Origin of the sequence: Nocardia sp. NPDC050713, assembly GCF_040654315.1 — a bacterium.
GTDB lineage: Bacteria > Actinomycetota > Actinomycetes > Mycobacteriales > Mycobacteriaceae > Nocardia.
The window spans coordinates 19,521-43,619 of record NZ_JBFAHS010000014.1; the positions used below are offsets into that span (position 1 = coordinate 19,521).

Annotated in this window: 26 protein-coding genes and 1 other RNA gene; 15 read left to right on the forward strand and 12 right to left on the reverse strand. The window is 70.5% G+C overall.

The window, feature by feature from the left end:
- Positions 1-71 precede the first annotated feature (71 nt).
- A complete protein-coding gene (gene ald, locus AB0H49_RS24330) occupies positions 72-1,187 on the forward strand; it encodes an alanine dehydrogenase (RefSeq protein WP_357254593.1) in 1,116 nt (371 codons plus the stop codon).
- Positions 1,188-1,335: 148 nt separating this feature from the next.
- On the opposite strand, the gene sigJ is transcribed toward ald, so the two are convergent.
- Positions 1,336-2,280 (reverse strand): RNA polymerase sigma factor SigJ, encoded by a 945-nt coding sequence (sigJ, locus tag AB0H49_RS24335; RefSeq protein ID WP_357254595.1) that lies wholly within the window; start codon positions 2,278-2,280, stop codon positions 1,336-1,338.
- A 128-nt stretch (positions 2,281-2,408) separates the two neighbouring features.
- Here sigJ and AB0H49_RS24340 point away from each other — a divergent pair, with 128 nt between their 5' ends.
- Positions 2,409-3,350, forward strand: coding sequence for a cobalamin biosynthesis protein (locus tag AB0H49_RS24340; RefSeq protein WP_357254597.1), 942 nt, complete (start codon positions 2,409-2,411; stop codon positions 3,348-3,350).
- Between the two features lie 211 nt (positions 3,351-3,561).
- On the opposite strand, the gene AB0H49_RS24345 is transcribed toward AB0H49_RS24340, so the two are convergent.
- On the reverse strand, positions 3,562-4,404 hold the full coding sequence (locus AB0H49_RS24345) for an alpha/beta hydrolase (protein WP_357254599.1): 843 nt from the start codon (positions 4,402-4,404) through the stop codon (positions 3,562-3,564).
- 158 nt (positions 4,405-4,562) lie between these two features.
- Here AB0H49_RS24345 and AB0H49_RS24350 point away from each other — a divergent pair, with 158 nt between their 5' ends.
- Entirely contained in the window at positions 4,563-5,381 is an 819-nt protein-coding gene (locus AB0H49_RS24350; RefSeq protein ID WP_357254601.1) for a class I SAM-dependent methyltransferase, read from the forward strand.
- Positions 5,382-5,757: 376 nt separating this feature from the next.
- Here the strand turns inward: AB0H49_RS24350 and AB0H49_RS24355 are convergent, their stop codons facing one another.
- The gene (locus AB0H49_RS24355) at positions 5,758-6,651 is read right to left on the reverse strand and encodes an SURF1 family protein (RefSeq protein ID WP_357254847.1); all 894 of its coding nucleotides are present in this window, start codon (positions 6,649-6,651) and stop codon (positions 5,758-5,760) included.
- Positions 6,651-7,154 (reverse strand): low molecular weight protein-tyrosine-phosphatase, encoded by a 504-nt coding sequence (locus tag AB0H49_RS24360; protein WP_355000636.1) that lies wholly within the window; start codon positions 7,152-7,154, stop codon positions 6,651-6,653. The genes AB0H49_RS24355 and AB0H49_RS24360 overlap by 1 nt, the downstream gene beginning before the upstream one ends.
- Before the next feature lie 44 nt (positions 7,155-7,198).
- On the opposite strand from AB0H49_RS24360, the gene cobC reads away from it, so the two are divergent.
- From cobC to AB0H49_RS24390, 6 genes are all read left to right on the forward strand, one after another.
- On the forward strand, positions 7,199-8,242 hold the full coding sequence (gene cobC, locus AB0H49_RS24365) for an Rv2231c family pyridoxal phosphate-dependent protein CobC (protein ID WP_357254603.1): 1,044 nt from the start codon (positions 7,199-7,201) through the stop codon (positions 8,240-8,242).
- A gap of 358 nt (positions 8,243-8,600) precedes the next feature.
- On the forward strand, positions 8,601-9,725 hold the full coding sequence (locus tag AB0H49_RS24370; RefSeq protein WP_357254605.1) for a Nif3-like dinuclear metal center hexameric protein: 1,125 nt from the start codon (positions 8,601-8,603) through the stop codon (positions 9,723-9,725).
- A 54-nt stretch (positions 9,726-9,779) separates the two neighbouring features.
- A complete protein-coding gene (locus tag AB0H49_RS24375) occupies positions 9,780-10,424 on the forward strand; it encodes a hypothetical protein (protein WP_357254607.1) in 645 nt (214 codons plus the stop codon).
- A gap of 427 nt (positions 10,425-10,851) precedes the next feature.
- Positions 10,852-11,589, forward strand: coding sequence for a C4-type zinc ribbon domain-containing protein (locus tag AB0H49_RS24380; RefSeq protein ID WP_357254609.1), 738 nt, complete (start codon positions 10,852-10,854; stop codon positions 11,587-11,589).
- 37 nt (positions 11,590-11,626) lie between these two features.
- Complete coding sequence (locus AB0H49_RS24385; RefSeq protein WP_357254611.1) at positions 11,627-13,015, forward strand: bifunctional RNase H/acid phosphatase; 1,389 nt, start codon at positions 11,627-11,629, stop codon at positions 13,013-13,015.
- Between the two features lie 288 nt (positions 13,016-13,303).
- Positions 13,304-13,993, forward strand: coding sequence for a hypothetical protein (locus AB0H49_RS24390; protein WP_355001137.1), 690 nt, complete (start codon positions 13,304-13,306; stop codon positions 13,991-13,993).
- On the opposite strand, the gene AB0H49_RS24395 is transcribed toward AB0H49_RS24390, so the two are convergent.
- Entirely contained in the window at positions 13,907-14,821 is a 915-nt protein-coding gene (locus AB0H49_RS24395) for a helix-turn-helix transcriptional regulator (protein ID WP_357254613.1), read from the reverse strand. The two genes, AB0H49_RS24390 and AB0H49_RS24395, sit on opposite strands and share 87 nt — an antisense overlap.
- A 108-nt stretch (positions 14,822-14,929) precedes the next feature.
- Between AB0H49_RS24395 and AB0H49_RS24400 the strand changes: the two genes are divergently transcribed.
- Together AB0H49_RS24400 and AB0H49_RS24405 are read left to right on the forward strand one after the other, a co-directional pair.
- The gene (locus AB0H49_RS24400; protein ID WP_357254615.1) at positions 14,930-15,334 is read left to right on the forward strand and encodes a hypothetical protein; all 405 of its coding nucleotides are present in this window, start codon (positions 14,930-14,932) and stop codon (positions 15,332-15,334) included.
- A 125-nt stretch (positions 15,335-15,459) separates the two neighbouring features.
- Positions 15,460-15,843: an SgcJ/EcaC family oxidoreductase gene (locus AB0H49_RS24405; RefSeq protein WP_357254617.1), complete on the forward strand. Its 384-nt coding sequence runs from the start codon at positions 15,460-15,462 to the stop codon at positions 15,841-15,843.
- A 198-nt stretch (positions 15,844-16,041) separates the two neighbouring features.
- Here the strand turns inward: AB0H49_RS24405 and AB0H49_RS24410 are convergent, their stop codons facing one another.
- Positions 16,042-16,293, reverse strand: a complete 252-nt coding sequence (locus AB0H49_RS24410) for a hypothetical protein (RefSeq protein WP_357254619.1) — start codon at positions 16,291-16,293, stop codon at positions 16,042-16,044.
- Positions 16,294-16,380: 87 nt separating this feature from the next.
- Here AB0H49_RS24410 and AB0H49_RS24415 point away from each other — a divergent pair, with 87 nt between their 5' ends.
- Positions 16,381-16,701, forward strand: a complete 321-nt coding sequence (locus tag AB0H49_RS24415; protein WP_357254621.1) for a hypothetical protein — start codon at positions 16,381-16,383, stop codon at positions 16,699-16,701.
- A gap of 94 nt (positions 16,702-16,795) precedes the next feature.
- On the opposite strand, the gene AB0H49_RS24420 is transcribed toward AB0H49_RS24415, so the two are convergent.
- Together AB0H49_RS24420 and AB0H49_RS24425 are read right to left on the reverse strand one after the other, a co-directional pair.
- Positions 16,796-17,314, reverse strand: coding sequence for a TrmH family RNA methyltransferase (locus AB0H49_RS24420; protein ID WP_357254623.1), 519 nt, complete (start codon positions 17,312-17,314; stop codon positions 16,796-16,798).
- Positions 17,315-17,458: 144 nt separating this feature from the next.
- Positions 17,459-18,346, reverse strand: a complete 888-nt coding sequence (locus tag AB0H49_RS24425) for an alpha/beta fold hydrolase (RefSeq protein ID WP_357254625.1) — start codon at positions 18,344-18,346, stop codon at positions 17,459-17,461.
- A gap of 64 nt (positions 18,347-18,410) precedes the next feature.
- Here AB0H49_RS24425 and rnpB point away from each other — a divergent pair.
- Positions 18,411-18,826, forward strand: an RNA gene (gene rnpB / locus AB0H49_RS24430) — RNase P RNA component class A.
- Positions 18,827-18,940: 114 nt separating this feature from the next.
- On the opposite strand, the gene AB0H49_RS24435 is transcribed toward rnpB, so the two are convergent.
- Positions 18,941-19,327, reverse strand: a complete 387-nt coding sequence (locus AB0H49_RS24435) for a hypothetical protein (protein ID WP_357254627.1) — start codon at positions 19,325-19,327, stop codon at positions 18,941-18,943.
- Between the two features lie 416 nt (positions 19,328-19,743).
- On the opposite strand from AB0H49_RS24435, the gene AB0H49_RS24440 reads away from it, so the two are divergent.
- Entirely contained in the window at positions 19,744-20,076 is a 333-nt protein-coding gene (locus tag AB0H49_RS24440; RefSeq protein ID WP_141812492.1) for a hypothetical protein, read from the forward strand.
- 11 nt (positions 20,077-20,087) lie between these two features.
- On the forward strand, positions 20,088-21,524 hold the full coding sequence (locus AB0H49_RS24445; RefSeq protein WP_357254630.1) for an RNB domain-containing ribonuclease: 1,437 nt from the start codon (positions 20,088-20,090) through the stop codon (positions 21,522-21,524).
- A 162-nt stretch (positions 21,525-21,686) separates the two neighbouring features.
- Here AB0H49_RS24445 and AB0H49_RS24450 read toward each other — a convergent pair whose 3' ends face one another.
- Genes AB0H49_RS24450 through AB0H49_RS24460 form a run of 3 tightly spaced genes read right to left on the reverse strand, consistent with a single transcriptional unit; the run spans position 21,687 to position 23,968 of the window.
- Positions 21,687-22,556 (reverse strand): CHAD domain-containing protein, encoded by an 870-nt coding sequence (locus AB0H49_RS24450; RefSeq protein ID WP_357254632.1) that lies wholly within the window; start codon positions 22,554-22,556, stop codon positions 21,687-21,689.
- Positions 22,557-22,559: 3 nt separating this feature from the next.
- Positions 22,560-23,522 carry a prolyl aminopeptidase gene (gene pip / locus AB0H49_RS24455; protein WP_357254849.1) on the reverse strand — a complete coding sequence of 321 codons (963 nt, stop codon included), beginning with the start codon at positions 23,520-23,522 and terminating at the stop codon, positions 22,560-22,562.
- The gene (locus tag AB0H49_RS24460; RefSeq protein ID WP_355000613.1) at positions 23,522-23,968 is read right to left on the reverse strand and encodes a hypothetical protein; all 447 of its coding nucleotides are present in this window, start codon (positions 23,966-23,968) and stop codon (positions 23,522-23,524) included. The genes pip and AB0H49_RS24460 overlap by 1 nt, the downstream gene beginning before the upstream one ends.
- Positions 23,969-24,099 lie beyond the last annotated feature (131 nt).

Below are 24,099 nucleotides of genomic sequence, written 5' to 3' on the forward strand. Positions count from 1 at the left end.
GGACGGAACTTCTCCGCCCGGCTATGCGCGCCGTCGTGGCGAACCGTCCGCGGGTGGGCCACGATGGCGATATGAGGATCGGAGTGCCGCGGGAGGTCAAGGAGCAAGAATTCCGGGTCGCGCTCACGCCCGCGGGTGCCGGGGAGTTGGTTCGGCACGGGCACCGGGTGCTGTTCGAATCGGGCGCGGGCGTCGGGTCGGGGTTCGCCGATCGGCACTATGCCGACGCGGGAGTCACCCTGGTGGACGGACCCGACGCGGTGTGGGCGGACGCCGAGTTGATCCTGAAGGTGAAAGAGCCGATCGCGCAGGAGTACCCGCGGATGCGCCGCGACCATGTGCTGTTCACCTACCTGCACTTGGCCGCCTCGCGGGACTGCACCGAGGCCATTCTGCGCTCCGGCATCACGGCCCTCGCCTACGAAACGGTGCGCGCCGCCGACGGCTCGTTGCCATTGCTCGCGCCGATGAGCGAGGTCGCGGGCAGGTTGGGTCCGCAGGTCGGCGCGTATCACCTGATGGCGCCGCTCGGCGGGTCCGGCGTGCTGCTCGGCGGAGTGCCCGGCGTGCGGCCCGCCGAGGTGGTCGTCCTCGGTGGCGGCGTGGCGGGGACCAACGCCGCGACCATGGCCGCGGGGATGGGCGCGCGGGTCAGCGTGCTCGACACCAACCTGGTGAAGCTGCGCGAACTCGACGAGCGGTTCCAGGGGCGGATCACCACGGTGGCGTCGAATGCCGCCGAGGTCGAGCGCGCGGTGCTCGGCGCCGATCTGGTCATCGGGTCGGTGCTCGTGCCGGGTGCGCGCGCCCCGAAGCTGGTCAGCGAGGAGATGGTCGCGGCGATGCGGCCCGGCACGGTGCTGGTCGACATCGCCATCGATCAGGGCGGCTGCTTCGCGGGTTCGCGGCCGACCACGCACGCGGATCCGACCTTCCGGGTGGCGGACGCGCTGTACTACTGCGTCGCGAACATGCCGGGCGCGGTCCCGCACACCGCCACCGTCGCCCTGACCAACGCCACCCTCCCGTACGTGCGCGCCATCGCCGACCAGGGATGGCGCGACGCGTGCACCACCCACCCCGACCTCGCCCACGGCCTTGCCGCCGATGGTGGACGCTTGCTTTCCGCCGAAGTCGCGGCGGCCCACGGCTATCCCGTCACGCCGACGGTCGGCCTCGCCGGCTGACCGAGAGAAAAAGCAGTGCCACTCCCGCACCACCCGCACGGTGCACGCGCACGAATGCACCGGCGGCCCGCTCCCACACATCGGCCGCACGCCTCACAGAGTCGATGCCTATGCGAGGCGTGCGGCGACTGTGTGGGACCACCCGCGGCTAGCTCTGGTCCGGGCCGAGGAACCAATCGGGGGTGTCGGTTGCCGGGAGTTCGCGCAGCTTGTCCGGGTTGCGGACGATGTGCAGCGCGACGATGCGGCCCTCGTCGACGGTGAAGGAGAAGACGCCGGTGTGGGCGCCGTCGAAGACGACCAGGCCGGGCTGGCCGTTGACCAGCACCGAGCGGCCCCACGCCCCGCGCGCGGACGGCGCGTTGTACCAACCGAGCAGCAGCTTCGCCACCAGCTCGGCGCCCCGCACGCCCTTGCGGATGGCGGGCACCTTGCCGCCGCCGTCGGCGGTCAGGCTGACGTTGGCGTCGAGTACGCCGAGCAGTGCGCTGAGATCCCCGGACCGCCACGCCACCGCGAACGCCGACACCACTTTCTCCTGCTCGTCGGGCGAGGCGGGGAAGCGGGGCGTTCCGTCCTCGACCCGTTTGCGGGCGCGCGAGGCGAGCTGACGGACCGCGGCCGGGGTGCGCCCCACCACCTCGGCGACCTCCGGACCGCTCATCCCGAACACGTCTTGCAGGACGAACGCGGTGCGCTCGGCGGGGGAGAGGGATTCCAGCACGACGAGCAGCGCGGTGGTGACCCGCTCGTCCTGGGTGATCCGATCGGCCGGATCGTCCACGGTGGTGACCTCCGGCTCGGGCAGCCAGTCCCCGACGTACTGTTCGCGGCGGGCGCGGGCCGAGCCGAGCTGGTCGAGCGCCAACCGGCCGGTCACGGTGGTCAGCCAGGCGCGCAGGTTGTCGATCTCGGCCGCGGTCCCTGCCTCGTGCTGGCGCTGCAACCGCAGCCAGGCCTCCTGCACCACGTCGTCCGCGTCGGCGAGGCTGCCCAGCGTGCTGTAGGCGAGCCTGCGCAGATACGGCCGATGCTCCTCGAAGCGGCGCGCCAGCTCGGCGGCGTCGAGGGGCTCGGGCTTCTCGGCTGTCACTGCAACCACCGTTCGGTCGGGCGGCCCCGTGGCGGGGTCGTAGCGGGCGTCATCGGTATGACGAGGCAGGACCACTGAGTGTGACATCCCGGCGGTCGCTGCGGTCGTGCGCCCGCTACTCTCGCCAGGTGCACACGGGGATCTCGGCCGGTGGCGGTCTGCTGCTCGGCTTCGCGCTGGATCGCGCGTTCGGCGACCCGCGCCGGTGGCATCCGGTGGCCGGATTCGGTTCGGCGGCAAGCGCGCTCGAATCCCTGACCTACGCCGATCGACGGACGGCGGGGGTGTTGCACGAGGCGGTCGCGGTCGGGGCCGTGGTCGGTCTCGGGCTCGCGGCGCGGCGGGGCGGCCTCGTCGCCACCGCGCTCGCCACCTGGACCGTGCTCGGCGGACGCAGCCTGGCGGCCGCCGGTCGCGCCATGGCCGATCATCTGGAGTCGGGCGATCTGACCGCGGCCCGCGCGCTACTGCCCTCGCTGTGCGGGCGAGACCCGTCGGTGCTCGACGCCGACGGATTGGCCCGCGCCGCACTGGAATCCATCGCCGAGAACACCTCCGACGCCACCGTCGCACCGTTGTTCTGGGGCGCGGTGGCCGGCGTGCCCGGTCTGCTCGGCTATCGGGCGATCAACACCCTCGACGCGATGGTCGGTTACCGAAACGACCGCTACCACCGCTTCGGCTGGGCGGCCGCCCGGCTCGACGACGTCGCGAATCTAGCTCCCGCCCGCGTCAGCGGACTGCTCACCGCAGGGCTCGCGCCATTGGTCGGCGGACGCCCCGGCGCGGTGCTGCGCGCTTGGTGGCGCGACGCGGCAAGACATCCCAGCCCGAACGCGGGCGTCGTCGAGGCCGCGATGGCGGGTGCGCTCGGGGTTCGGCTCGGCGGGCGCACGCAGTACCGGTACGGGACGGAACTGCGGCCCACACTCGGCGACGGGCCCGCGCCGACCGTTCCGGATCTGCGCCGGGCGGTGCGGATGTCGGAGGCCGTTCAGGTTGGGGCGGTGGTGTTCGCGGCGGGGGCGGCATGGGGTCTGCCGACGCTGCTTCGGCGGCTCTCGCGCTGAGTTCTGGGTGCTCGGCCGTACGCCGACTTTCCGCTGCTGTGGCTTTCGCGTGTCCGCTTCGGTGGCCGAACCCCGAAACCCCTCGGCGTCGGATCTACCGACGGCGAGGGGCAAGCGATGGCATGTCACCGCGAAGAAGTCGAGGGACACCACAGCGGCTGTTCTATTCGGCTGGTCGTGCGCGAAGGCGCTGTCGCTGTGGTTCGTTCGCTCACGCGCCCGTCAGCACCTCGCGCAATCTGGCGTCGAATGCGACGGGATCACCCATGGGCGCCCCCGCGAAACCCGTGTGATCGCCGGGGAACAGGGTCGGTTCGAGGTCGAGCAGATCCGCAAGCGCCCGCGACGAGCGGTCGCAGAACTGCCCGGCGGATTCTTCGCCGATACCGATCACCAGGCGCGTCGGTATCGAGCGCAACCGCTCGAGGTTCGGCTCCCACGACGTGGTGCCGCGGATTTCGTGGTTGAACCAGTAACTCTCGCTGGCTACCTGAGCCGGATCTCGATCGCCGCCGAACATCTGCGCCAAGACCGGCTCGGGCATCGAGATATCGGCGTTGACGAAGAACTGTCGCCACGCGCCGATCACATCGCCGCTGCGGTAGCTGGCGATCAAGTCCTCGACACCCTGACGTAATGCGTCGCGATCATCGAGCACCGCGTGGAGCGGCGGTTCATGTGCGATCGCGGTGCTGACCAGTTCGGGATGGTCCTGCGCCAGCGCCAGCGTCGTCACCGCACCCCCGCTCGAGCCGAACACCACGGCGGGGCCCGCGTCGAGGTGGGTGATGAGCCGGGCCAGGTCGTCGGCGCGCAGCTCGGGCGTCGAATCCTGGTCCGGGTCATCGAGCACGCTCCCCTGATGGCCGCGCGGATCGGTGGTGAGCACCAGGTGTTCGGTGGCGAGCAGATCGGCCAGCGGCGCGAACGCTGCGGCGTCCATCGGCGCGCCGATCAGCACGATCAGCGGTCCCGCGCCGCGTACCTCGTAATGCAGGCGCGCACCGGGAACTTCGAGCGTCCGCACGGCGGCGGCAGTCGATGTGGGATGCATGGGTCCTCCTCGAGCGACAGGCATGGGTGTTCGGTTGGGTAGACCGCCGGTGCGGCGGAAATTCATCGCACCATCCGATTTCGTCCAGACCCATCCTGCTGCCGGGCGCCGGAAAATGACTTGCCCGCGCCCCCGAGGCCCCTCCTAAGATCGGCCGGGTGACCGATACCAGCGCCGCCGACCTGGTCGAGCAGAACAAACGCCACTGGGACGAGCGTGTCCCGATCAACGCCGCGAGTTCGTTCTACGACCTCGACGGGTTTCGCGCGGGAGACGAGGACTTCGATCGGTTTCAGCTGGACGAGGTCGGTGACGTCGATGGTCTCGATCTCGTTCACCTGCAATGCCATATCGGCCTGGACACCTTGTCCTGGGCACGGCGTGGCGCGCGGGTCAGCGGTCTGGACTTCTCGGCACCGGCGATCGAAGCGGCAGCGGAGCTCGCCGACGAGATCGGCCTCGCCGACCGCGCCACATTCGTCTCGGCCGACGTATTCGACGCCGTCGACGTGCTCGGCGCCGCCGCGTTCGACCTGGTCTACACCGGCATGGGCGCGCTGATGTGGCTGTCCGATATCCAGCGCTGGGCACGCACCGTCGCCGGTCTGTTGCGTCCGGGCGGACGGCTCTACCTGGTCGAAATGCACCCCGTCACCGACGTCCTCGACGACGCCACCGGTACCACCGTCGCGGGCGACTACTTCGCGCGCGACGCCCGCACGTACGAATTGCGCGGCTCCTACGCCGATTGGAACGCGCAGACCACGCACAACACCGTCACCGAGTGGCACCACACGCTCGGTGATGTCGTCAGCGCCGTCGCGGGCGCCGGGCTGCGCATCGAGTTCGTGCACGAGCACGACGTGATCCCGTTCCGGCGCTACGGAACGCTCGTCGCCGACGGGCCGCGGTTCCGGTATCCGGAGCCTTCCCGACGCTTGCCGCTGCTGTACTCGTTGGCCGCCACAGCCGTCTAGCGAGCGAGAGTCGTTGGGCGCGCACGGTGGCAAGACCGTGGTGCTGAACCGGCGGGAGAACGCGGGACTCGGCATCCTCTCCGCGCGCGCGGGCGGGTCCATACCGCCGCAACGGGTTGAACATCGCCGTCGTGCGCCGATCCGCCGGTCCGGACTCGGCGCGGCTGTGCGGGCAACGAGCCGATCCGGATCGGCTGACCGTGATCCGAGCCGCCTCGGCCCGACCCGATGCCGCCGCATCGCCAGTGTGATCGCATGCGTTCTGCACGAATTCGCGGCGAAACGGCGGGATGGAGTCGGCGGGCCCGGGTGGGGTTTCGCGGGCCGGGGCGCGCTGGCCGAGTGCGAGCGTGGCGGCTCGCGATGCCGATCGCGATCAGGAGCGGTTGCGTCCGTAGCGGTCGGCGAGTCTGGCCTCGGTCGTCGGCTGGGCCGGAGTGGGCGCGGTGGATTCGGTCGCGGTGGGCTCGGTCGGCGTGGGCTCCGTCGGCGTCGACTGCGCAGCCGCGGCTTTCTCCCTGCGGCGTTCGCGAATTTCCGCGTAGACGAAGTACCCGAGGCCCAGCGGCGCCATGATGCCGAAGGCCAGCCACTGCAACCCGTAGGAGAGGTACGGGCCCGCGTCGAGCTGGGGGAGCGGGGTCGGGGTGAACGCGCCCGGCTGGTTCTCCGAGAGTTGGAGGTACCCGCCGCGCTCGCCCGCGGGGATCGGGGTGAGCGGCTGACCGAGCACGTCGGATTCCTGCGTGGTGTCGATCGAATACACCTGGCGGTAGCCGTCCTGGGTGAGCGGCGTCTTGTCCGCGCTCACGCCCTCCGACATTCGGACCCGGCCCTCGAGGCGCTGCGGGCCCGCCGGTGGTTCCGGGATCTGCGGCGGCCGCGAGGATCCGTCCACCCCGGCGACCAGACCGCGGTCGACGAGCAACGTGCGCCCGTCGTCCAAGCGGAACGCCGCGAGCACCGCGTAGCCGGGCGCGCCGTCCAGGTGCCGCAGGCGCACCAGCACCGTCGAATCGGGCAGGTAGCTGCCCGTGGCCGTGACGCGCCGCCATTCGGTGTGCTCGGCACCGGAGGCGTCGAGCACCGTGGTCACGTCGACCGGGTCGGCGCGCACCGAGTCGGCGATCAGTTGGTTGCGGTGCTCGGTGGCGGTGTTCTTGCCGAGCTGCCACGGCGCGAGCACGGTGAAGCACAGGTAGGCGAAGGCGGCCACCAGCGCGGCGAGGATCAGCCAGCTGGGGCGCAGCAGGAACGCCAGGCGGCGCATCACGGCCGCCCGTCCGCGACGGCGACTCGGTCCAGCGCCGCGCGCACCCAGTCCAGCAGGCCGGGGATCGCGGCCTCGATCTGCGCGCGGACGAGTTCGAAGTCGGCGGCGGTGCCGTAGTACGGGTCGGGCACGTCCGGGCCGTCGGCTGCGGGATCGAAACTGCGCAGCAGCTTGCGGCGATCGGACGGGACGCCGAGTCGGGCCAGTGCCCGCTCGTGCCCGGTGTCCAGCGCGATGAGCAGGTCGGCCTCGCGGTGATCGGCGCCGACGACGGCGGCCACGTGACCCGCCGGATAGCCGTATTTCAGCAGCGTCTCGGTGGTGCGCGGGTCGGCGTCGTCGCCGACGTGCCAGGAGCCGGTGCCCGCGCTGCTCACCCGCACCCGGTCGGCCAAGCCGGCGAGGCGCAAGTGGTGCGCGAACATCTTCTCCGCCATCGGCGATCGGCAGATATTGCCGGTACAGACGAACGAGACGTGCAGGTCACCCACGACAGCCATTCTGGCCGGTCACCCAGTACGCCCGCCACGTAGGGTGTGATCTCGTGCCCTCCGACACAGTCGACCCCGCGCTGCTTCGCCATCACGGCGACGTAGACGCGTGCCCGGGCATGCTCGATTTCGCGGTCAACGTGCAGGGCAGCGAGCCGCCGTCGTGGTTGCGCGAACGTCTCGCAGCCCGGCTGACCGACCTCGCCCGCTACCCGAGCGCCGCCGAGGACCTGGCCGCCCGCGCCGCCGTCGCCGCCCGGCACGGCCGCCGCCCGGACGAGGTGCTGCTGCTCGCGGGCGCGGCCGAAGGGTTCGCTCTCCTGCCGAAGATCGCTCCTCGTCTCGCGGCGGTGGTGCACCCGTCGTTCACCGAGCCGGAACTGGCGCTGCGTCAGGCCGACGTCCCCGTCACGCGGGTGCTGCTCGAACCGCCCTACACCCTCGACCCCCTCGCCGTGCCGGAGGAGGCCGATCTCGTCGTCCTCGGCAACCCGACCAACCCGACCTCGGTCCTGCACCCCGCCGAAACTCTCCGCGCCTTGCGGCGCCCCGGCCGCCTCCTCGTCGTCGACGAGGCCTTCGCCGACGCCGTCCCCGGCGAACCGGAATCCCTCGCGGCCACCGCGACCCCCGACATCCTCGTCCTGCGCAGCCTCACCAAGACCTGGGCGCTCGCGGGCCTCCGCTGCGGCTACTTCCTCGGCGCTCCCGACGTGCTCGCCCGCCTCGACCACGGCCGCCCGCACTGGCCCCTCGGCATCCTCCAGCTCGAGGCGATCGCCGCGACCGCCTCTCCCTCCGCCGTCGCCGAATCCGAGCGTCACGCGACCGTCCTCGGTGTTGCCCGTGCGGCGATGGTCGAACGCCTCACCGCGCTCGGCGTCCACGTCCACACGCCCGCGCACGCGCCGTTCCTCCTTCTGCGGGTCGCCGACGGCGAATCCTTGCGCAAGCACCTCGCCGATTCAGGAATCGCGGTGCGCCGGGCCGATACGTTCCCTGGGCTCGGACCCGACTACCTGCGAGTGGCGGTGCGGGACGATGCCGCGGTGGACCGTTTGTGCGCTGCCATCCGCACCGCGCCCGATCGCGCTTAGCAGGCGAGCCCGCGTGCGGCCCCGATAGCTGATCGGGTCTTCGCCGGAGTGTGTACGGCGCGGGGCGGGCAACCGGCCGATCGCGGTCCATCGGGCCGTGTGCTCCGCTCGACATGTCGATGGTGGAATTCGCGCTGGCCTCCACGCGGCGCTCGTGCGACCGCCGGGTCATCTCGTTCGAGAACAAGGCGTCTGGAGCGCATTCGAGTCGAGACGCCTGGTCTCCTCAGCAGAGACGAGGCGGCTCGTTCGAGTGGACAGAGCATCGGGTGTGTTGTCCGCGCCGAACTCCGAGGCTGGATGATGGAGGGCGACCGGCGCCCGCCGGGACGGGAGTTCGGGAGAGTGGGGTAGGCGGATGGTGACGACGCTGGCGGATCTCATCGGGGTGCTGGACGCGGCGTATCCGCCGAAGCTGGCGGAGTCGTGGGACTCGGTCGGGTTGGTGTGCGGTGATCCCGAAGACGAGGTCACCAGGGTGTTGTTCGCGGTGGACGCGACCGCCGAGGTCGTCGACGAGGCCATCGATTGGCGCGCCCAGGCGTTGGTGGTGCACCATCCGCTGCTGCTGCGCGGCGTCGACACCGTGGCCGCCGACACCGCCAAAGGCGCTCTGCTGCACCGCCTCATCCGTTCCGGTTGCGCCCTGTTCACGGCCCATACCAACGCCGACTCCGCCGACCCCGGCGTCTCGGACGCGCTCGCCGCCGCGATCGGTCTGACGGTCACCGCGCCACTGGACCCGAAACCCACTGCCGCGGTGGACAACTGGGTCGTCCAAGTCCCGCGCACCCACACCGACGCGGTGCTGAACGCCCTGTTCGCCGCGGGTGCGGGCGGTAGCGGCAGCTATCACGACTGCGCGAGCTGGGCGCCGAGCACCGGACAGTTCCGTCCCATGCCGGGCGCGAATCCGGCGATCGGCACGATCGGCGAACTGGAACGCGTCGACGAGGATCGCATCGAGGTCGTCGCACCGCCCGCCGCCCGCAGCGCGGTGCTGGCCGCCCTGCGCGCGGCGCACCCGTACGAGGACCCGGCTTACCACGTCACCGAGCGCGCCGCCCTGCCGTCCGGGCTCGGCATCGGACGCATCGGAACCCTGCCCGAACCGGAACCCTTGCGCGCCTTCACCGCTCGCGTCTCCGCAGCGCTCCCGTCCACCGTCTGGGGCGTCCGCGCCGCGGGCGACCCGGATCGGATGATCGAGCGCGTCGCGGTGTGCGGCGGCGCGGGCGACTCCTATTTGGCCAAGGCCGCCCGCCTCGGCGTCGACGCCTACCTCACCTCCGACCTGCGCCACCACCCCGCCGACGAACACCTGCGCACAGGCGGGCCCGCTCTCGTCGACGCCGCCCATTGGGCCACCGAGTTCCCCTGGTGCGCGCAAGCGGAAGGCATTGTCGCCGCGGCGCTTCCCGGCGTGGAGACCCGCGTCTCCACCATCCGCACCGACCCGTGGACCGTGACCGCCGCCGACTGACAGTTCCGCGCCGTTCCCGGGAATCGAAGGGCCGGAAGCGGGTACAACTACCGCATGAGTTACCCGGTGGATTTCGGGATCGTGCAGATCGGGTTGATCCTGCTGATCCTGATCGCGGTCGCGCTGCTCGTTTCGGCGTTGGTGAAGGTGCGCAGGGTCGGTCCGCGGGTGCTGCTCGGCCGGGGTGCGGGCGGGCTCGTGCTCCTCGTCGTCGCGGTGCTGCTGCTGTGGGTCGCGACCCTCATGCAGACCTACCTCGGACTGAGCGGCGAGATCAAAGCCGCGCACGTGGTGGTGAGCGAGGTTGCGGGCGAAGACCATCAGCTCGAAGTCGACCTCACGCTCTACGGCGACGATGACAATCCGGAGCGCCGCGAGAAGTTCCGCGTCCAGGGCGATCTGTGGGTGTTGCAAGCCAACATCGTCGAGCTGGAACCCTGGGTGAACGCCCTCGGCTTCCACTCCGGTTACAAGGTCAGCCGCTTGTACGGCCAGCGCCTCGACGGCGTCGCCACCACCCAGAACCACATCTTCCTCAACGGCGACGACGCCGGCTTCTTCGCCGACATGCGCGACGGAAGGTGGTGGACCGACCCCTTCGTTCGCTCCGCCTACGGCAACGCCGTCATCGCGACCCCAGGCGAATACGACGTCTACATCTCCCGCGACGCCATCAAGACCCGCGCGCCCGGAAGTTGAACTGCCGCCACCGCGCGGTTTGCCGACGATTTACGCCGTCTGTGTGCACCGGGCGTCACCACGCGTTCGTGCGCTCCCGGTTCACCACGTCGATTCGGTCCTGAAGTCGCCGGATGATCTCGTCGGTCAGGCCCGGTGCGATGCTGAAGTCGTTCCTGCTGTGGTCGACTAGCAGATACTGCCCGTGCAGACCGGTGTGTGTTCTCGCCGAGCGACACGCGATGTCGCCGGTCCCGGCTGTTATTCCTGAGCGACGCGCGCATGTCCGACCTGATCAGGCGGCCGCGCACTCGCACCACGCGACCCGCACATTCCTCGGCCCGGTCTCGGAACCAACCGCCCCGTGGCCGGGGTACGGTTGAGCACTGGCATTCGCCGCCCGGCGGATACCCCCGGCCCGTCCACAGTGTTCAGGAGTTTGTCCGCGTTGAATGTCGAACCACCGATCCAGGCCAAGCTGCTTCAGCTCGCGGCTGTCGACGCCGAACTGACGCGGATCGCGCATCGGCGCACCGTGCTGCCCGAGCTGCAGGAGGTGGCGCGGCTGGAGGGGGAGCGCAACAAGCACAAGGACGCCGCGGTGGCGGTGGAGATCGTGCTGGACGACCTCGATCGCGACATCCGCAAACTCGAGGGCGAGATCGAGGCGGTCCGCAAGCGCGAGGAGCGCGACCGCGGCTTGCTGACGGCCGGTTCCGTTAACGCCAAACAGCTTTCGGAGCTCCAGCACGAGCTGGGCAGTCTGGAGCGGCGGCGCGGCGTCCTGGAGGACGAACTGCTCGAGGTGATGGAGCGCCGCGAGGCGTCCGCCTCCGATCACGACCACGCGGGCGCCCGGCTGAGCAAGACCGAAGAGGAGCTCGCCGAGGCGCAACGGCTGCGCGACGAAGCGCTGGCGGACCTGGAGGTGGCGCAGGGGCGCTGCGCGGACGATCGCTCCAACCTGGTCGGACTGTTCCCCGCGGAGCTGCTGAACGCCTACGACAAGCAGAAGGCCGAACGCGGTGTCGGCGCGGCGCTGCTGCAAGCGCGCAAGTGCGGCGCGTGCCGGATCGAGCTGGACCGCGGTGAGATCGCGCGTATCGCGAAGACTGCGCCCGACGTGGTGGTGCGCTGCCCCGAATGCAACGCGATCTTGGTGCGCACCAAGGAATCCGGTCTGTGACCTGCGGGTCCGATCGTCCGGATGCCGAGGAGGTCCGGTGAGTTACGAGCACGTGATCGTCGAGGCGGACGGTGGTTCGCGCGGCAACCCCGGCCCCGCTGGCTACGGTGCGGTCGTCTTCGCCGCCGACCACGTCGCGGTGCTCGCCGAACGGCGGGAAAGCCTCGGCATCGCCACCAACAATGTCGCCGAGTATCGCGGGCTGATCGCGGGCCTGGAGGCCGCCGCCGAGCTGGGCGCGCGCACGGTGGACGTGCGGATGGATTCCAAGCTGGTGGTCGAGCAGATGTCGGGCCGCTGGAAGGTCAAGCACGCGGCGATGATCCCGCTGGCCGATCGAGCTCGCCGTCTGGTCGCGGGCTTCGACCGGGTCGGCTTCACCTGGATTCCGCGCGCCCAGAACTCGCACGCCGACCGCCTGGCCAACGAGGCGATGGACGACGCCACCCTGGTCGACGAGGTGCGGGCGGCCCGCGAGGCAGGACATGAGACCCCGCTGCGCGACACTGTCGGTCGCGCGCCAGCGGGGACATCCGTTGGCACAGTGCACGGTGAGTCGGAAGCGGACGCCGCCGCGAGTTCGGCCGCCGTAGCCGAGCCAGACGCCCCGGTGTACCACGCTGCCGCCGCGGAAACCTCGCACGACCGCCCGGCGCTTCAAGCCAGCGGTGATCGCGGCCCTGCCGCTGAGCCTTCCGCCCACGGCGCCGAACAGAATGGCCCCAGCTGGATCGACGAAGTCCGAGAGGCTCGCGTAGACCCCGCGAACACCGAGGCCGCCTCCAGTAGCCCCGGCTGGACCGGCGCGATCGGCCGCCCTACCCGCCTGCTCCTGCTCCGCCACGGCCAAACCGAACTCTCAGTGCAACGCCGCTATTCGGGCCGCGGTAACCCGCCGCTCACTGCGCTCGGTCGCGAACAGGCCGCGCGCGCGGCGAAAATGATTGCGGCCAAAGGCGATATCGCCGCGGTTCTGAGCTCGCCGCTCGGACGCGCCCGGGAGACCGCGGAGGCCGCGGGCGCCGCGCTGAATGTGCCGGTGCGCACGCACGACGGGCTCATCGAGACCGATTTCGGCGCCTGGGAGGGCCTGACGTTTCTCGAAGCGGCGCAACGCGATCCGGAGTTGCACGCGCGCTGGCTCGGCGACCCGTCGGTGGCGGCGCCAGGCGGGGAGAGTTTCGACGAGGTGCGCGAACGGGTGGAGGCGGTGCGCCGCGACCTGGTCGCGCTGTATCCGGGCCGGAATGTGCTGGTGGTCAGCCACGTGACGCCGATCAAGACGCTGTTGCAGCTGGCGCTCGGGGTGGGTCCGTCGCTGCTGTACCGGCTGCACCTGGATCTGGCGTCGCTGTCGATCGCGGAGTTCTACCCGGACGGCGGGTCCTCGGTGCGTCTGGTCAACGACACCTCCTACCTGTCCTGAACGCCCCCTTACCGACGCATCGGCGGCCGTCTCCGGGTACGGTGGCGCGGCACACATCGCATTGCGCGCACCGGCCGCTACCCCAACGCTGAGGTAACCGACAGTCGACCGAGGCCGCGTACTCGGTTCGCTCCGCCTTCGCGCGGAAAGGGCCGGAACGAGCATCGCGTCACCGTTGATGTCGGTGCGATGCCGCACGATGTGTGGGGTGGGTCGATTCCTCGATCGAAATCGAGTGTCGGCCTGTGTCTTTCGAGAAGGAGAGTTTCTGCTGTGAGATTCAGGTGGATGGCGGCCGTGACGGCCGTCGTCGCGGGTGTGGGCGCCGCTGTCTCGGGCGCCGCGCAGGCCGCTCCGGGGAGTGCGGTGCTGGGCGGAAGCTCCGGCCTCGTCTTCGAGAACAACTCCGCGTGCTCGCTCACCGCCATCGGCCACGACAACGCCGGTCGTCTGGTGGGCCTCACCGCGGGCCACTGCGCGCCCGCCGGTACGCGGCTGGCCTCGGAGGCGGCGCTGGATGTGGGCGGAGTCGGTGTGGTGGCCTACTCCGACAACGGGGAGGGGCTGGATTTCGCTGTGTTGCAGTTCGATCCGGCGAAGGTGACGCCGGTTCGCACGGTCGGCGCCACCACGATCAACGGGATCGGCCCGACGCCGGGTCCCGGCACCACCGTGTGCTCCAACGGTCGCACCAGCGGCCCGGGCTGCGGTGTCGTCTGGGGCAACCTGGACGAGACCATCACCTTGAACCAGGCCTGCTCGAAGCCGGGTGACTCCGGCGGTCCGGTGACGGTCGGCGACCGCCTGGTCGGCATGAACCAGGGCAGGCTGACCGGCCTCGCGGGCATCGGCTTCGACGTGCCGTGCACCACCGCGGCCAACCCGATCCACTCACCGGCGTTCTTCGCGCCGATCGACGTGATCCTCGCCGCCGTCAACGCCATCGGTGGCGTCGGCGCCGGATTCCGTCCGATCTGAGTCGTTTCCGGCCGAACCGTTCACCGTCGCGTCCCCGCGCTGCTCTCCCAGACCGCGCAGGGCCGCGGCGGTGAATTCGTCCAGGGGGTAGAACAATTCGATGGCGAGCTCGGAGAGCGTCACGTCCGCGGGCGCCCCGAACGTCGCCATCGTGCTGAACATCGCCATCTCACCGAGCGGCGTCTTGATCCGGACCGGCACCTGGAACGGGCCCGTCGGCGCCGCGTGATCCGCCGCCGGATCGGACGGCGCCGGGTAGCTCAGCACCTCGTCGTGCAGCGCGCGCAGGCGCTCGTCGCCGGTCGCGTCCGCCTGGCGGCCCAGCCGTTCCAGGAACAGCTCGCGCACCTGTGCGGGATTGGCCAGCCGCGCGATCAGGCCGTCCGGGTGCAGCACCAGCCGGTAGACGTTGGGACGCGGCGTCAGCAGATGCTTCGGAACGCCCGCCGTGAGCACCGACATCGCGGAGTTGCCGGTGACCACATTCCACCACCGGTCCACCACCACCGCCGGGTAGGGTTCGTGCGCGGCGAGCATGGTCGCCACCGCCGAGCGCACCGCGGTCAGCTCGGCGTCGTCGAGGCTGGACTCGCGGTAGGCGGGCGCGAAACCGGCGGCCAGCAGCAGCGTATTGCGTTCCCGCAGCGGCACATCCAGCGCCTCGCACAGCCGAAGCACCATCGCCCTGCTCGGTGCCGCGCGACCGTTCTCCAGGTAGGACACGTGGCGGGCCGAGCTGTCCGCGGCCAGCGCCAGATCCAACTGGCTCAGCCGCCGGCGCTGTCGCCAGTCGCGCAGCAGCGGGCCGATCCGCGAACCGTTCTCCACGTCAGCAGGGTAGCCACCGCCCCGCTCACATGACCTCCGAGGTTATTGAGACGCTTACCGCGCCCCGGCATCGTGGTGGCGGACACGATCGACCGACAGGAGATGGACATGAGCACGGCAGCACTCGCCGCCCCACCCGCCGACCCGTTGCGCACCGCACTGCGCGTCGACGGCTGGAGTACCGGGGCGTTCGGCGTCGTCATGCTGGGCGGAGCCGGCGCGCTGCGCGACCCGCTCGGGCTGCCGACGGCGTGGTCGATTCCGTTCGGGGTCGCGATGGTGGGCGGTGCGCTGGCACTCCTGCTGATCGCGGGGTATCCGCGGATCCGCGCGCGGCACGCGAAGGCGGTCGTGGCGGTGAATACCCTGTCGGCGGTGGCAATGGTGACGTTGGCGTTCTCGGGGGTTGTCGAGCTGACCGGATTGGGTGTGGTGTTCATGCTGATCGGCGCCGCCGTGGTCGCCGCCTTCGCCGCGACCGAATACCACGCGCTGCGACGGGTCGCGCTGTGAGCGCCCCGGATGCCGAGCGTGCATCGAAGCGCGCGGTGGGGCGTTCGACGGCCGCGTCAGCGGATTCGGTGGAACGCACGGGGATTGCCGCACCGAACACTACGGATACGGCGGACGAAGGCCGATTGCTGGAACTGCTGGCCGCACAGGCCGCCGCCTGGGCCGCGGGTGACGGTGTGGCGTTCGCCGCGACGTTCACCGAGGACGCCGACTTCGTCTCGGTCATCGGTGAATTCGTCCGCGGCCGAGCCGAGTTGGCCGAGGTCATGCAGCAGGGATTCGACGGCTTCATGAAGGGCACGCGCCTCTCGTCTCCGCGGGAAGCCACGATCCGGTTTCCGGCGCCGGATGTGGCCGTGCTGGTCACCAATGGCGTCTGTGTGCTGCGGGATGGCGCGAATACCTGCCGCCCGGAAGACCTTTCGATCCAAACCCGCATCGCAGTGCGCGAGAACGGAGAGTGGTTGTTCACGTCCTTCCAGAACACCCGCATCTGGCGAGCACCCTGACACCGGCCACAGTCAGGATTCGTCACGCGGGAGGTGACCGAGACCCTCGCCCAGCCGTCGACCGACCGCGAGGCCCTGCCCCGTCGACCTAATGGACGAGGCGGGACGCGCGGTCGGTATCAGGCGGGACTTCGCGAGCGGGGGTATGGTTCTCGCCAACCTGGCGACCCGAGTAGATCCCGGCCGATCGCCCAAGATCTACGCCGGGACGGGGTCCGAGTCCAAACCGGCCAGCCGATGCCGTCCGAGGAACACCGCACGCGACGCCGGGTCTACCAGCACCGTGTACGCCACCAGATGCCGCGGTGGCACCGCCGGTTTCTCCCTGCGGAACACGTCGTCGGTCGACGCCAGCCAGTCCAGGGTCGTCGCGATGTGCTCGCGCTCGAGCTCGTCGCACGGGTCGATCCCGCGGACGGTCTCGGCGACCGCGGCAGTCGCTGCGTTCATGGCCCGCGACTGTAGCGGCGGCCACCGACAACCTGTTTGTTCCGCCCCCACCCGGGTACGCGACCTCGAAGCGACAAGGAGGTACCCATGGACCCGCGACGCCCCACCGACCCGGACACCGACAAGCTGCACGACCTCGTCGACACCGCCAAAGACAAGGCCACCGACGCCAAACACCGCGCCGAGGACCGCAGCGCGGCGGCCGCGCTCGCCGCGACCGATCTGGTGGACCGTGCGAGGACCCGGGTCCGCGACGCGGCCGAGCACGGCGAGGAGGCGCTGCCCGAACCGGTCGCCGAGCGCGGTCGCGACATCGCCGCCGCCGTCCGCCAACAGCCACTTCCGTTCGCGCTGGCCACCCTCGCCGCGCTGCTCATCCTGTGGCGGACCCTGCGCCGTTCACGCTGACACGCCGGTTGCCCTGCGCCGGACTGCTTGTCGATGGCGAACGCAGCGCACCTCACGTCGACGCGGCCGACACCTGCGCCCACGCGATCGTGCATCAGCAAAGCCCCGCAAGCTTGTACAGCACCAGCGACCCCGCCACCGCCACGTTCAAACTGTGCCCGGTGCCCACCATCGGGATCTCCACCGCCACATCGAGCAACTCCAATCCCTCGGGCGGAATCCCGTCGAGCTCGTGGCCGAGCACCATGACCGTGCGCTTGCGGGCCGTCGGCAGATCGGCCAGCCGGATGGATTCGTCGGTGAGTTCCACACCGACCACGGCCGAACCGCCCGCCCGTTGCCGAGTCAGCCAGCGGTCCACGCGCCCGTCCACCCAGTGCACACACTGCCGATGGCGCAACGTGTTTCCTTGATTCAACGCGTCGGGCACCCACGGGCGGCGCGGCACGGCGAGGCACGCGCCGACGGCGTCGCAGGTGCGCAACAGGGTGCCGAGATTGGCGCCGTGCTTGGGCCACAGCGGCGCGGCGATCAGATGGTTCCAGCAGCCGTGCGCGCGTTGCCGCCGCTGCTGGCGCAGTTCCGGGCGGGTGCGTACCCGCGCGGCGCTCATCGGTGGACGGGAAGACCCTTCCCAAGGGAGACAGAGAGTTTCATGACGACGATGCTTCGCGGCGCATCGGGGCCATCGCAGAAGGAATCCGGTTCCAGAAACGATACCCGCCCCGGCGCACCGAAAGTGCGCCGGGGACGAGACTCACGGCCGCAGTACCGAGACCAGGAAATCGGTCTGGTCGTAGACCGCCTGCTCGAAGACGTCGTCGAAGTACACGTCGAAATGCCCGACGGGATAACGCTTCACGACCGCGTGCTTGGTGCGTTCGGCCGCCTTCAACGCGGGCTTGGCAGGCGCGATGGAATCGTTGTCGGCCACCGCGTAGAACACCGGCATCTTCAGTGCCTTGGCATGCCGACCCGGTGAGTCGAAGAGCGCGGGAAAGGCCACGCGCGCGGCCACTTTCGGGTCGTAGGTCTCGCTCTCCTCGGCCAGCCTGCCGAAACCCTCCGGCACGTCGGTGGCGCTCATCAGCGCCGCGGACCGCTTGCGCCCGGCCAGCCGGACGCGAATCGGCTTGCGCCGCAACGGCCCGATGAGCAGATCGGTGGCGGCGAGGGTGGCGACCTTCGTCATGCTGATCGGCCCCTTTGCCCATGCCGAAGCCCACCCGCTGGTGAACGGCACCTGGGCGACCACGGCGGCGATGTAATCGTCCTCCGGCGCGACCGTCAGCACGTGACCGCCGCCGAACGAGGTGCCCCACAGCGCGATTCGGGTCTTGTCGATGCCGCGCAGCGTGCGCGCGTACGCGATGGCCGACCGCCAGTCCTCCCGCTGCCGCGCGATGTTCAGCAGCTGGCGCGGATCACCTTGGCTCGCACCGAAATGTCGGTAGTCGAACACCAGCACGGCCATGCCCGCCGCGGCGAATCGACGGGCGTACCTGTCCAAACCCATGTCCCGCGTGCCCCCCAGACCATGCCCCATCACCACGAGCGGACGGGGCTTGGGGACGCCTGCGGGAGGGTACAGCCAGGCGGCGCATTGCTGGCCACTTGAGGGAAAACTGACCTCGAGACGTTCCATGACGTCTAACCGTACTGGCGCGAGCGGCCGCTCACCTGCCGGGGAGTATCCTGGCACGCGCGGACGAGTTGGTCGGGCGGCCGCGGCGATGGGAACGGGCACCTCGGTGCCGCCGCCTGTCGCCGAGGAAAGTCCGGACTCCAGAGAGCAGGGCGGTTGCTAACGGCAACCCGGGGTGACCCGCGGGACAGTGCCACAGAAAACAGACCGCCCGTGTCCCTTCGGGGACGCGCGGTGAGGGTGAAACGGTGCGGTAAGAGCGCACCAGCGCCCCGGGTGACCGGGGCGGCTCGGTAAACCCCGCCCGGAGCAAGGTCGAAGGTCGCACTTCTCGGAGTGCGGCTGCGCAGGCGTTCGAGGGCTGCTCGCCCGAGCCTGCGGGTGGGCCGCTCGAGGCACCCGGCGACGGTGTGCCCAGATGGATGGTCGCCGCCCGGTGCGAACCGGGAACAGGATCCGGCTTACAGACCAACTCGTCCGCCACACGCCCCGGGTGGCCCGCGCCGAGCCGCGAGGATCGGTGTCGACGGAACGAAGTCGAACCGCCGGATGCGGGCCGCGCCCTGGGCTCCGGGCCCGCATCGGCGGCGCGGTTCAGCAGAGGTACTTGGCCGTGGTGAAGATGGCCTGGGCTTCTTCCTTGCTCGCGGCGGTCGGGCCGGACTTGGTGCGGTCGACGGTGGACTGCACGATGGCGTCCTCGGCCTTGCCGTCCTCGAGATCCTTGCACGTGGCGGTGAAGATCTCCGCGATCTGCGCGTCGCTGCGGCCCTCGGCCAGCTTCGGGAAGGCGCTGCGGTAGCTCACCACGAACATGCCGGCCTTGGCGCTGTCGGGCACGGCGGCGCCGCTGGGCTGAGCGGCGGGGGAGGCGGAGGTGGACGACGCCGCGGCGGTGTCCTTGTCGTCGCTGCCGCAACCAGCGATGAGCAGGGCGAACAGGGTGGTAGTGACCGCGATCGCGGCGGAAGTTCTTCTCACGGTGCCGGATGCTATCGGCACCGGACGAAAGTCGCCTTCCGTACGGTTAACGGAAGGCGACCGGCGTGTGGCGTTCTCTGTGAGATCAGGTGGGATCGACCATGAAGACCTGCGCCCAGTATGCGGCCTGCTCCGGGCCGAGCAGCGGCATCAGGTAGTCGAAGATGATCGATGACATCAGTGCATAACTCCCAATTGTCGACGTACGGGGTCACTTCGGAATGGGCGGCGAGATCACGGCCCGCACCGGCCCCGAACAGTAGCAGTCGATCGCGACACGACGAGTCGGGCCGGGCGATTTGTATGGAACTGGCCTAGATCGTGACCGACGTCATACAGTAGTCGCCGTTGGCAGGCCCGATGCCGGGCAGCAGCGGGCCATTCATACTTCGATTGCGGAAGCAGGTCTCAACTCTATGCGGGTAGTTCGTTCATTGGTCGCCGGTGCGCTCATCGCCGGGGCCGCATCGGTTTTCGCCGCGCTGGGCGCCGGGTCCGCCAATGCGGTCGCGGTGACTCCGCTTCCCGGCGGGGTGCAGGTCGATCTCAGCCCGGCCGACACCAGGTGGGTGGCCGACAACAATTTCGGCCGCACGCTCGCCGGTCTTCCGCACCCGTCGGCGGCGTCGTTCGGTGAGGCGCTCGACGCCGCGGCCGACCTGTCGTCGACCTACCCGACCGGGCGGGTGACGTTCACGGTGTTCGGTCCGTTCAACGAGCTGAACGGCACGATGCTGGCACTGCAGTAACGTATTTCTACGTGGAACTGCACCAGCGGATCATCTCGGCGCCGGTCGATTTCGGCGCCATCCGATCCGAATTCGGTCTGGCCTCGGCGTACCCCGCCGAGGCCACCGTGGAAGCCCGCGGCGCGGTGGACGCGTTCGCGGGCGACCGGATCGATCGCACCGACATCGAGCTGGTGACGATCGACCCGCCGGGCGCCCTGGATCTCGACCAGGCCCTGCATCTGGAGCGCACCGGCTCCGGCTTCACACTGCACTACGCGATCGCCGACGTCGGCGCCGTGATCGCCCCCGACGGAGCGCTCGCCAAAGAATCGGGCGTCCGGGGCCAGACCTTCTATCTCCCGGACGGCACGGTGCCGTTGCATCCGACCGTCCTCTCGGAGGGCGCGGCGAGCCTGCTGCCCGACCAGACCAGGCCCGCGGCCCTGTGGACCATCGAACTGGACGAGAACTGCGAACCGCTGGCCTACTCGGTGGTGCGCGCGACCGTCCGCTCCCGCGCGCGACTCGACTACGCGGGCGTCCAAGCCGACGCCGACGCGGGCACCCTGCACCCCTCGATCGCGGCCCTGCCGGAATTCGGCACGAGGCGCATCGAGGCCGGACTGGCCCGCGGCGCGATCGGGCTGCGCCTGCCCGCTCAGAGCGTCATCCGCGACGACGCGAACGACGGGCATTGGCGGCTCGTCGTGGAGCCGCGCACCGCGGCCGACGACTGGAACGAGCAGGTCTCCCTGCTGACCGGCATGTGCGCGGCGCGCATCATGCTCGACGGCGCCGATACCGACGGGCGGCGGATCGGCCTGCTGCGCACCATGCCGCAGCCCTCCGAATCCGCCATCGCCTCCATGCGCCGCACCGCCGCCGCGCTGGCCGTGGCCTGGCCCGCGGATCAGCCGGTCGGCCGCATGCTGGCCGGACTCGATCCCAATAGTCCCGCAGCACTCGTGCTCATGTCGGAGGCCACCGGCCTGCTGCGCGGCGCCGCGTACACCGTGGTGAACGGGTCGACGCCGGAGATTCTGGCGCACAGCGGGATCGGCGCGCCCTACGCGCACGTGACCGCTCCGCTGCGCCGCCTCGCCGACCGCTTCGCCACCGAGATCTGCCTGGCCCACTGTGCGGGAACGCCGGTGCCGCAATGGGTTCGGGACGGGCTCGAGCCGACCGCCGACACCATGAAGCGCACCGACGGCGTCTCGGGCAAGGTGGACCGCGCCTGCATCGACCTCACCGAGGCCAGCCTGCTCGCCCAACGACCCGACGCCGTGTTCGACGCGGTCGTCATCCGCGAGGCCAACGGCAACCGGCCCGCGGTGGTCTTCATCGCCGACCCTCCGGTGCTCGGACGCTGCACCGGCAGCCCGAAGGAAGGCGCGTCCGTCCGAGTGCGGCTCGTCTCCGCCGACCCGGTCACCCGCAAGGTCGGCTTCGCCTTCCCCGCTTGACTGCTCGCAGCGCGTTCACCGACGCCGTCACAGGCCTTCAGCGCCCTGCGCAGTCGTTGTCCCCTCGCGGACCGTTCGCGCTCTGCGCAGTCGCTGTCCCTTCGCGGATGGTTTGCCTGCTACGCAGCCGCTGTCACCGCGGCGCGCGCCGGAGTCACGAAGTCACCAGAGGCTGGTCGAAAGTGCTTCGGCGGCTTCAGGGTAGCGGGCAAGGGCGCGGTCGGCCGCGGCGTTCTCCGCGACGGTGAGACGGCGATAGACGTCCATGTCCTCGCCCGCGGCCTCGGCTTCCGCCGCGCGCGCGATGATCGCCGCGCCGGATTCGACCGCGTCGCGGTGGTCGCCGAGCACGGTTTGCAGGCGCTTGGCGCGACCGCCGAGATCGGCGGCGGACTCGCCGATGACCTGTTCGGCGGCCTCACACGAATAGCGTAAACGCTTGGCGCTCTTGCGAATATCGTGCAGCGCCTCGATGCGTTCCGGACCGGGCACGGTCGGCTCGTGCCGGATGAGCGCCGCCACCCGTTCGTGGTCGCGCAGCAGCACGACGCCGAAGAAGTCGGCGGCGGGCGCCGCGGCGCGGGCGGGGCGCAGTGGCGGGTCGGTGCGCCAGCGGGTCAGTCGCTCGCGCAACGCGCGATAGCGGTCGGTGTCGAGTGCGGTGAGCACCTCGGCGTGCGCGGCGTCGTAGCGTGCGCGTTCGGCGCCGACCAGGCGCTCGGCGACCACCTCCGGCACTTCCTCGCCCTGCTCGTCGAGCAGGTCGGCGAAGCGGTCGGCCCGCACCTCCGCGTCACGGGCGACGCCGAGGAGGGTAGCCAGCCACTTCAGCTCCGCGCCGATCTCGGCCGCCGGAGCCTTCTCGAACACGCCGCGATACGAGCGGAGTACGCTGCGCAGCCGTCGGGTGGCGACCCGCATCTGGTGCACCGAATCCGGTGCGTCCGCGCGCACCTCGGGCTCGGCGGCCAGCAACCGGTCGACGTCGTCCCGCAGCGCGGCGATCAGGGCTTCTCCGGCAGCGGCCGCCACGGCTCAGCCCACCTTCGCGAAGCCGTCGGTGGCGCGCACCAGCCGGTCGACGATGCCGGGCTCGTTGGCCGCGTGCCCCGCGTCGTCGACGATGTGCAGCTGCGAGCCGGGCCAGGCGCGGTGCAGATCCCAGGCGCTCACGGCCGGGCAGACGATGTCGTGGCGACCCTGCACGATGACGACCGGCAGGTGCGAGATCGCGTCCACATCACGAAGCAGCTGCCCTTCTTCCAGGAAACCGCCGTGCCGGAAGTAGTGGTTCTCGATGCGCGCGAAGGCCAGCGCGAACCGCGGCTCGCCGGTCTCGGCGACCCGATCCGGATGGGGCAGTAGCGAACTGGTGGAACCCTCCCACACCGACCACGCGATCGCGGCGGCCGTCGCCACCTCGGGATCGGGGGAGTGCAGCAGCCGGTGATAGGCCTCCACCAGATCCCCGTCGCGCTCGGCCTCCGGCACTGGCGCGAGGAATTTCTCCCACTCGTCCGGGTAGACGTAGCCCGCGGCGCCGTTGTAGTACCAGTCGATCTCCTTGCGTCGCAACAGGAAAATGCCGCGCAGCACCAGTTCGGTGACCCGCTCCGGATGCTTCTGCGCGTACGCCAGCGCCAGCGTGGACCCCCACGAGCCGCCGAAGACCTGCCAGCGGGCGACGCCGAGATGTTCGCGCAGCGCCTCGATGTCGGCGACCAGGTGCCAGGTCGTGTTGAGCGCGAGATCGGCGCCGTCGGCGATGTGCGGGGTGGACCGGCCGCAGCCACGCTGGTCGAACAGCACGATGCGGTAGGCCGACGGGTCGAAGAACTGCCGGTGGAACGGCGCGGTGCCGCCGCCGGGGCCGCCGTGCAGGAACACCACCGGCTTGCCCTCGGGATTGCCGCTGACCTCCCAGTACACCGACTGACCTTCGCCGACGTCGAGCATGCCCGACTCGTACGGCTCGATCGGGGGATACAGGGTGCGCATCACAGGCCGACGATGATCGAGGCCAGGTCCGGCGTCTGGAGCGCCTCGATGGCCTGCTGGCGCACGTCCGGGCAGCTCTTGGTGGTGACGGTGTCGACGACGGCCTTGTTGCCGAGCACGTCGATGCCGTTCTGCAGGCCCCACGGGTGCACGATCAGGTTGAGGCCGACCCGGCCCAGCGTGGGACCCTGCACCCGGAAGTTGGACAGCTCGGGGCGGATCGCGTCGCACAACTGTGTGGCGGCGGCGTCGGTGACCGTCGGGGTCGGCTTCTGGGTGCCGGTGGCCTGGACGGTCGTGGTCGCCGACGTGGGCGCCGAGGTGGTCGATCCCGTGCTACCGGTGGGCTCGGGGTTCCCGTTCGTCCCGCACGCGGCCAGTGTCGCGGCGGCGAACGCGGCGACCACCAGCGAGGTGCTGCGGAAAATCCAACGGCTGTGCGGCATCGGTACCTCTGCTCGTGTCGAGAATGTCGGCATCGAGTCTGCCATTGTTTGCCGCGCGCGGCCCGCACCGCTCGTTTCCGCGCCGCCCGACGCAGGAGCGCCGCCTACAACGAATCGAGCGGCGGGACAGG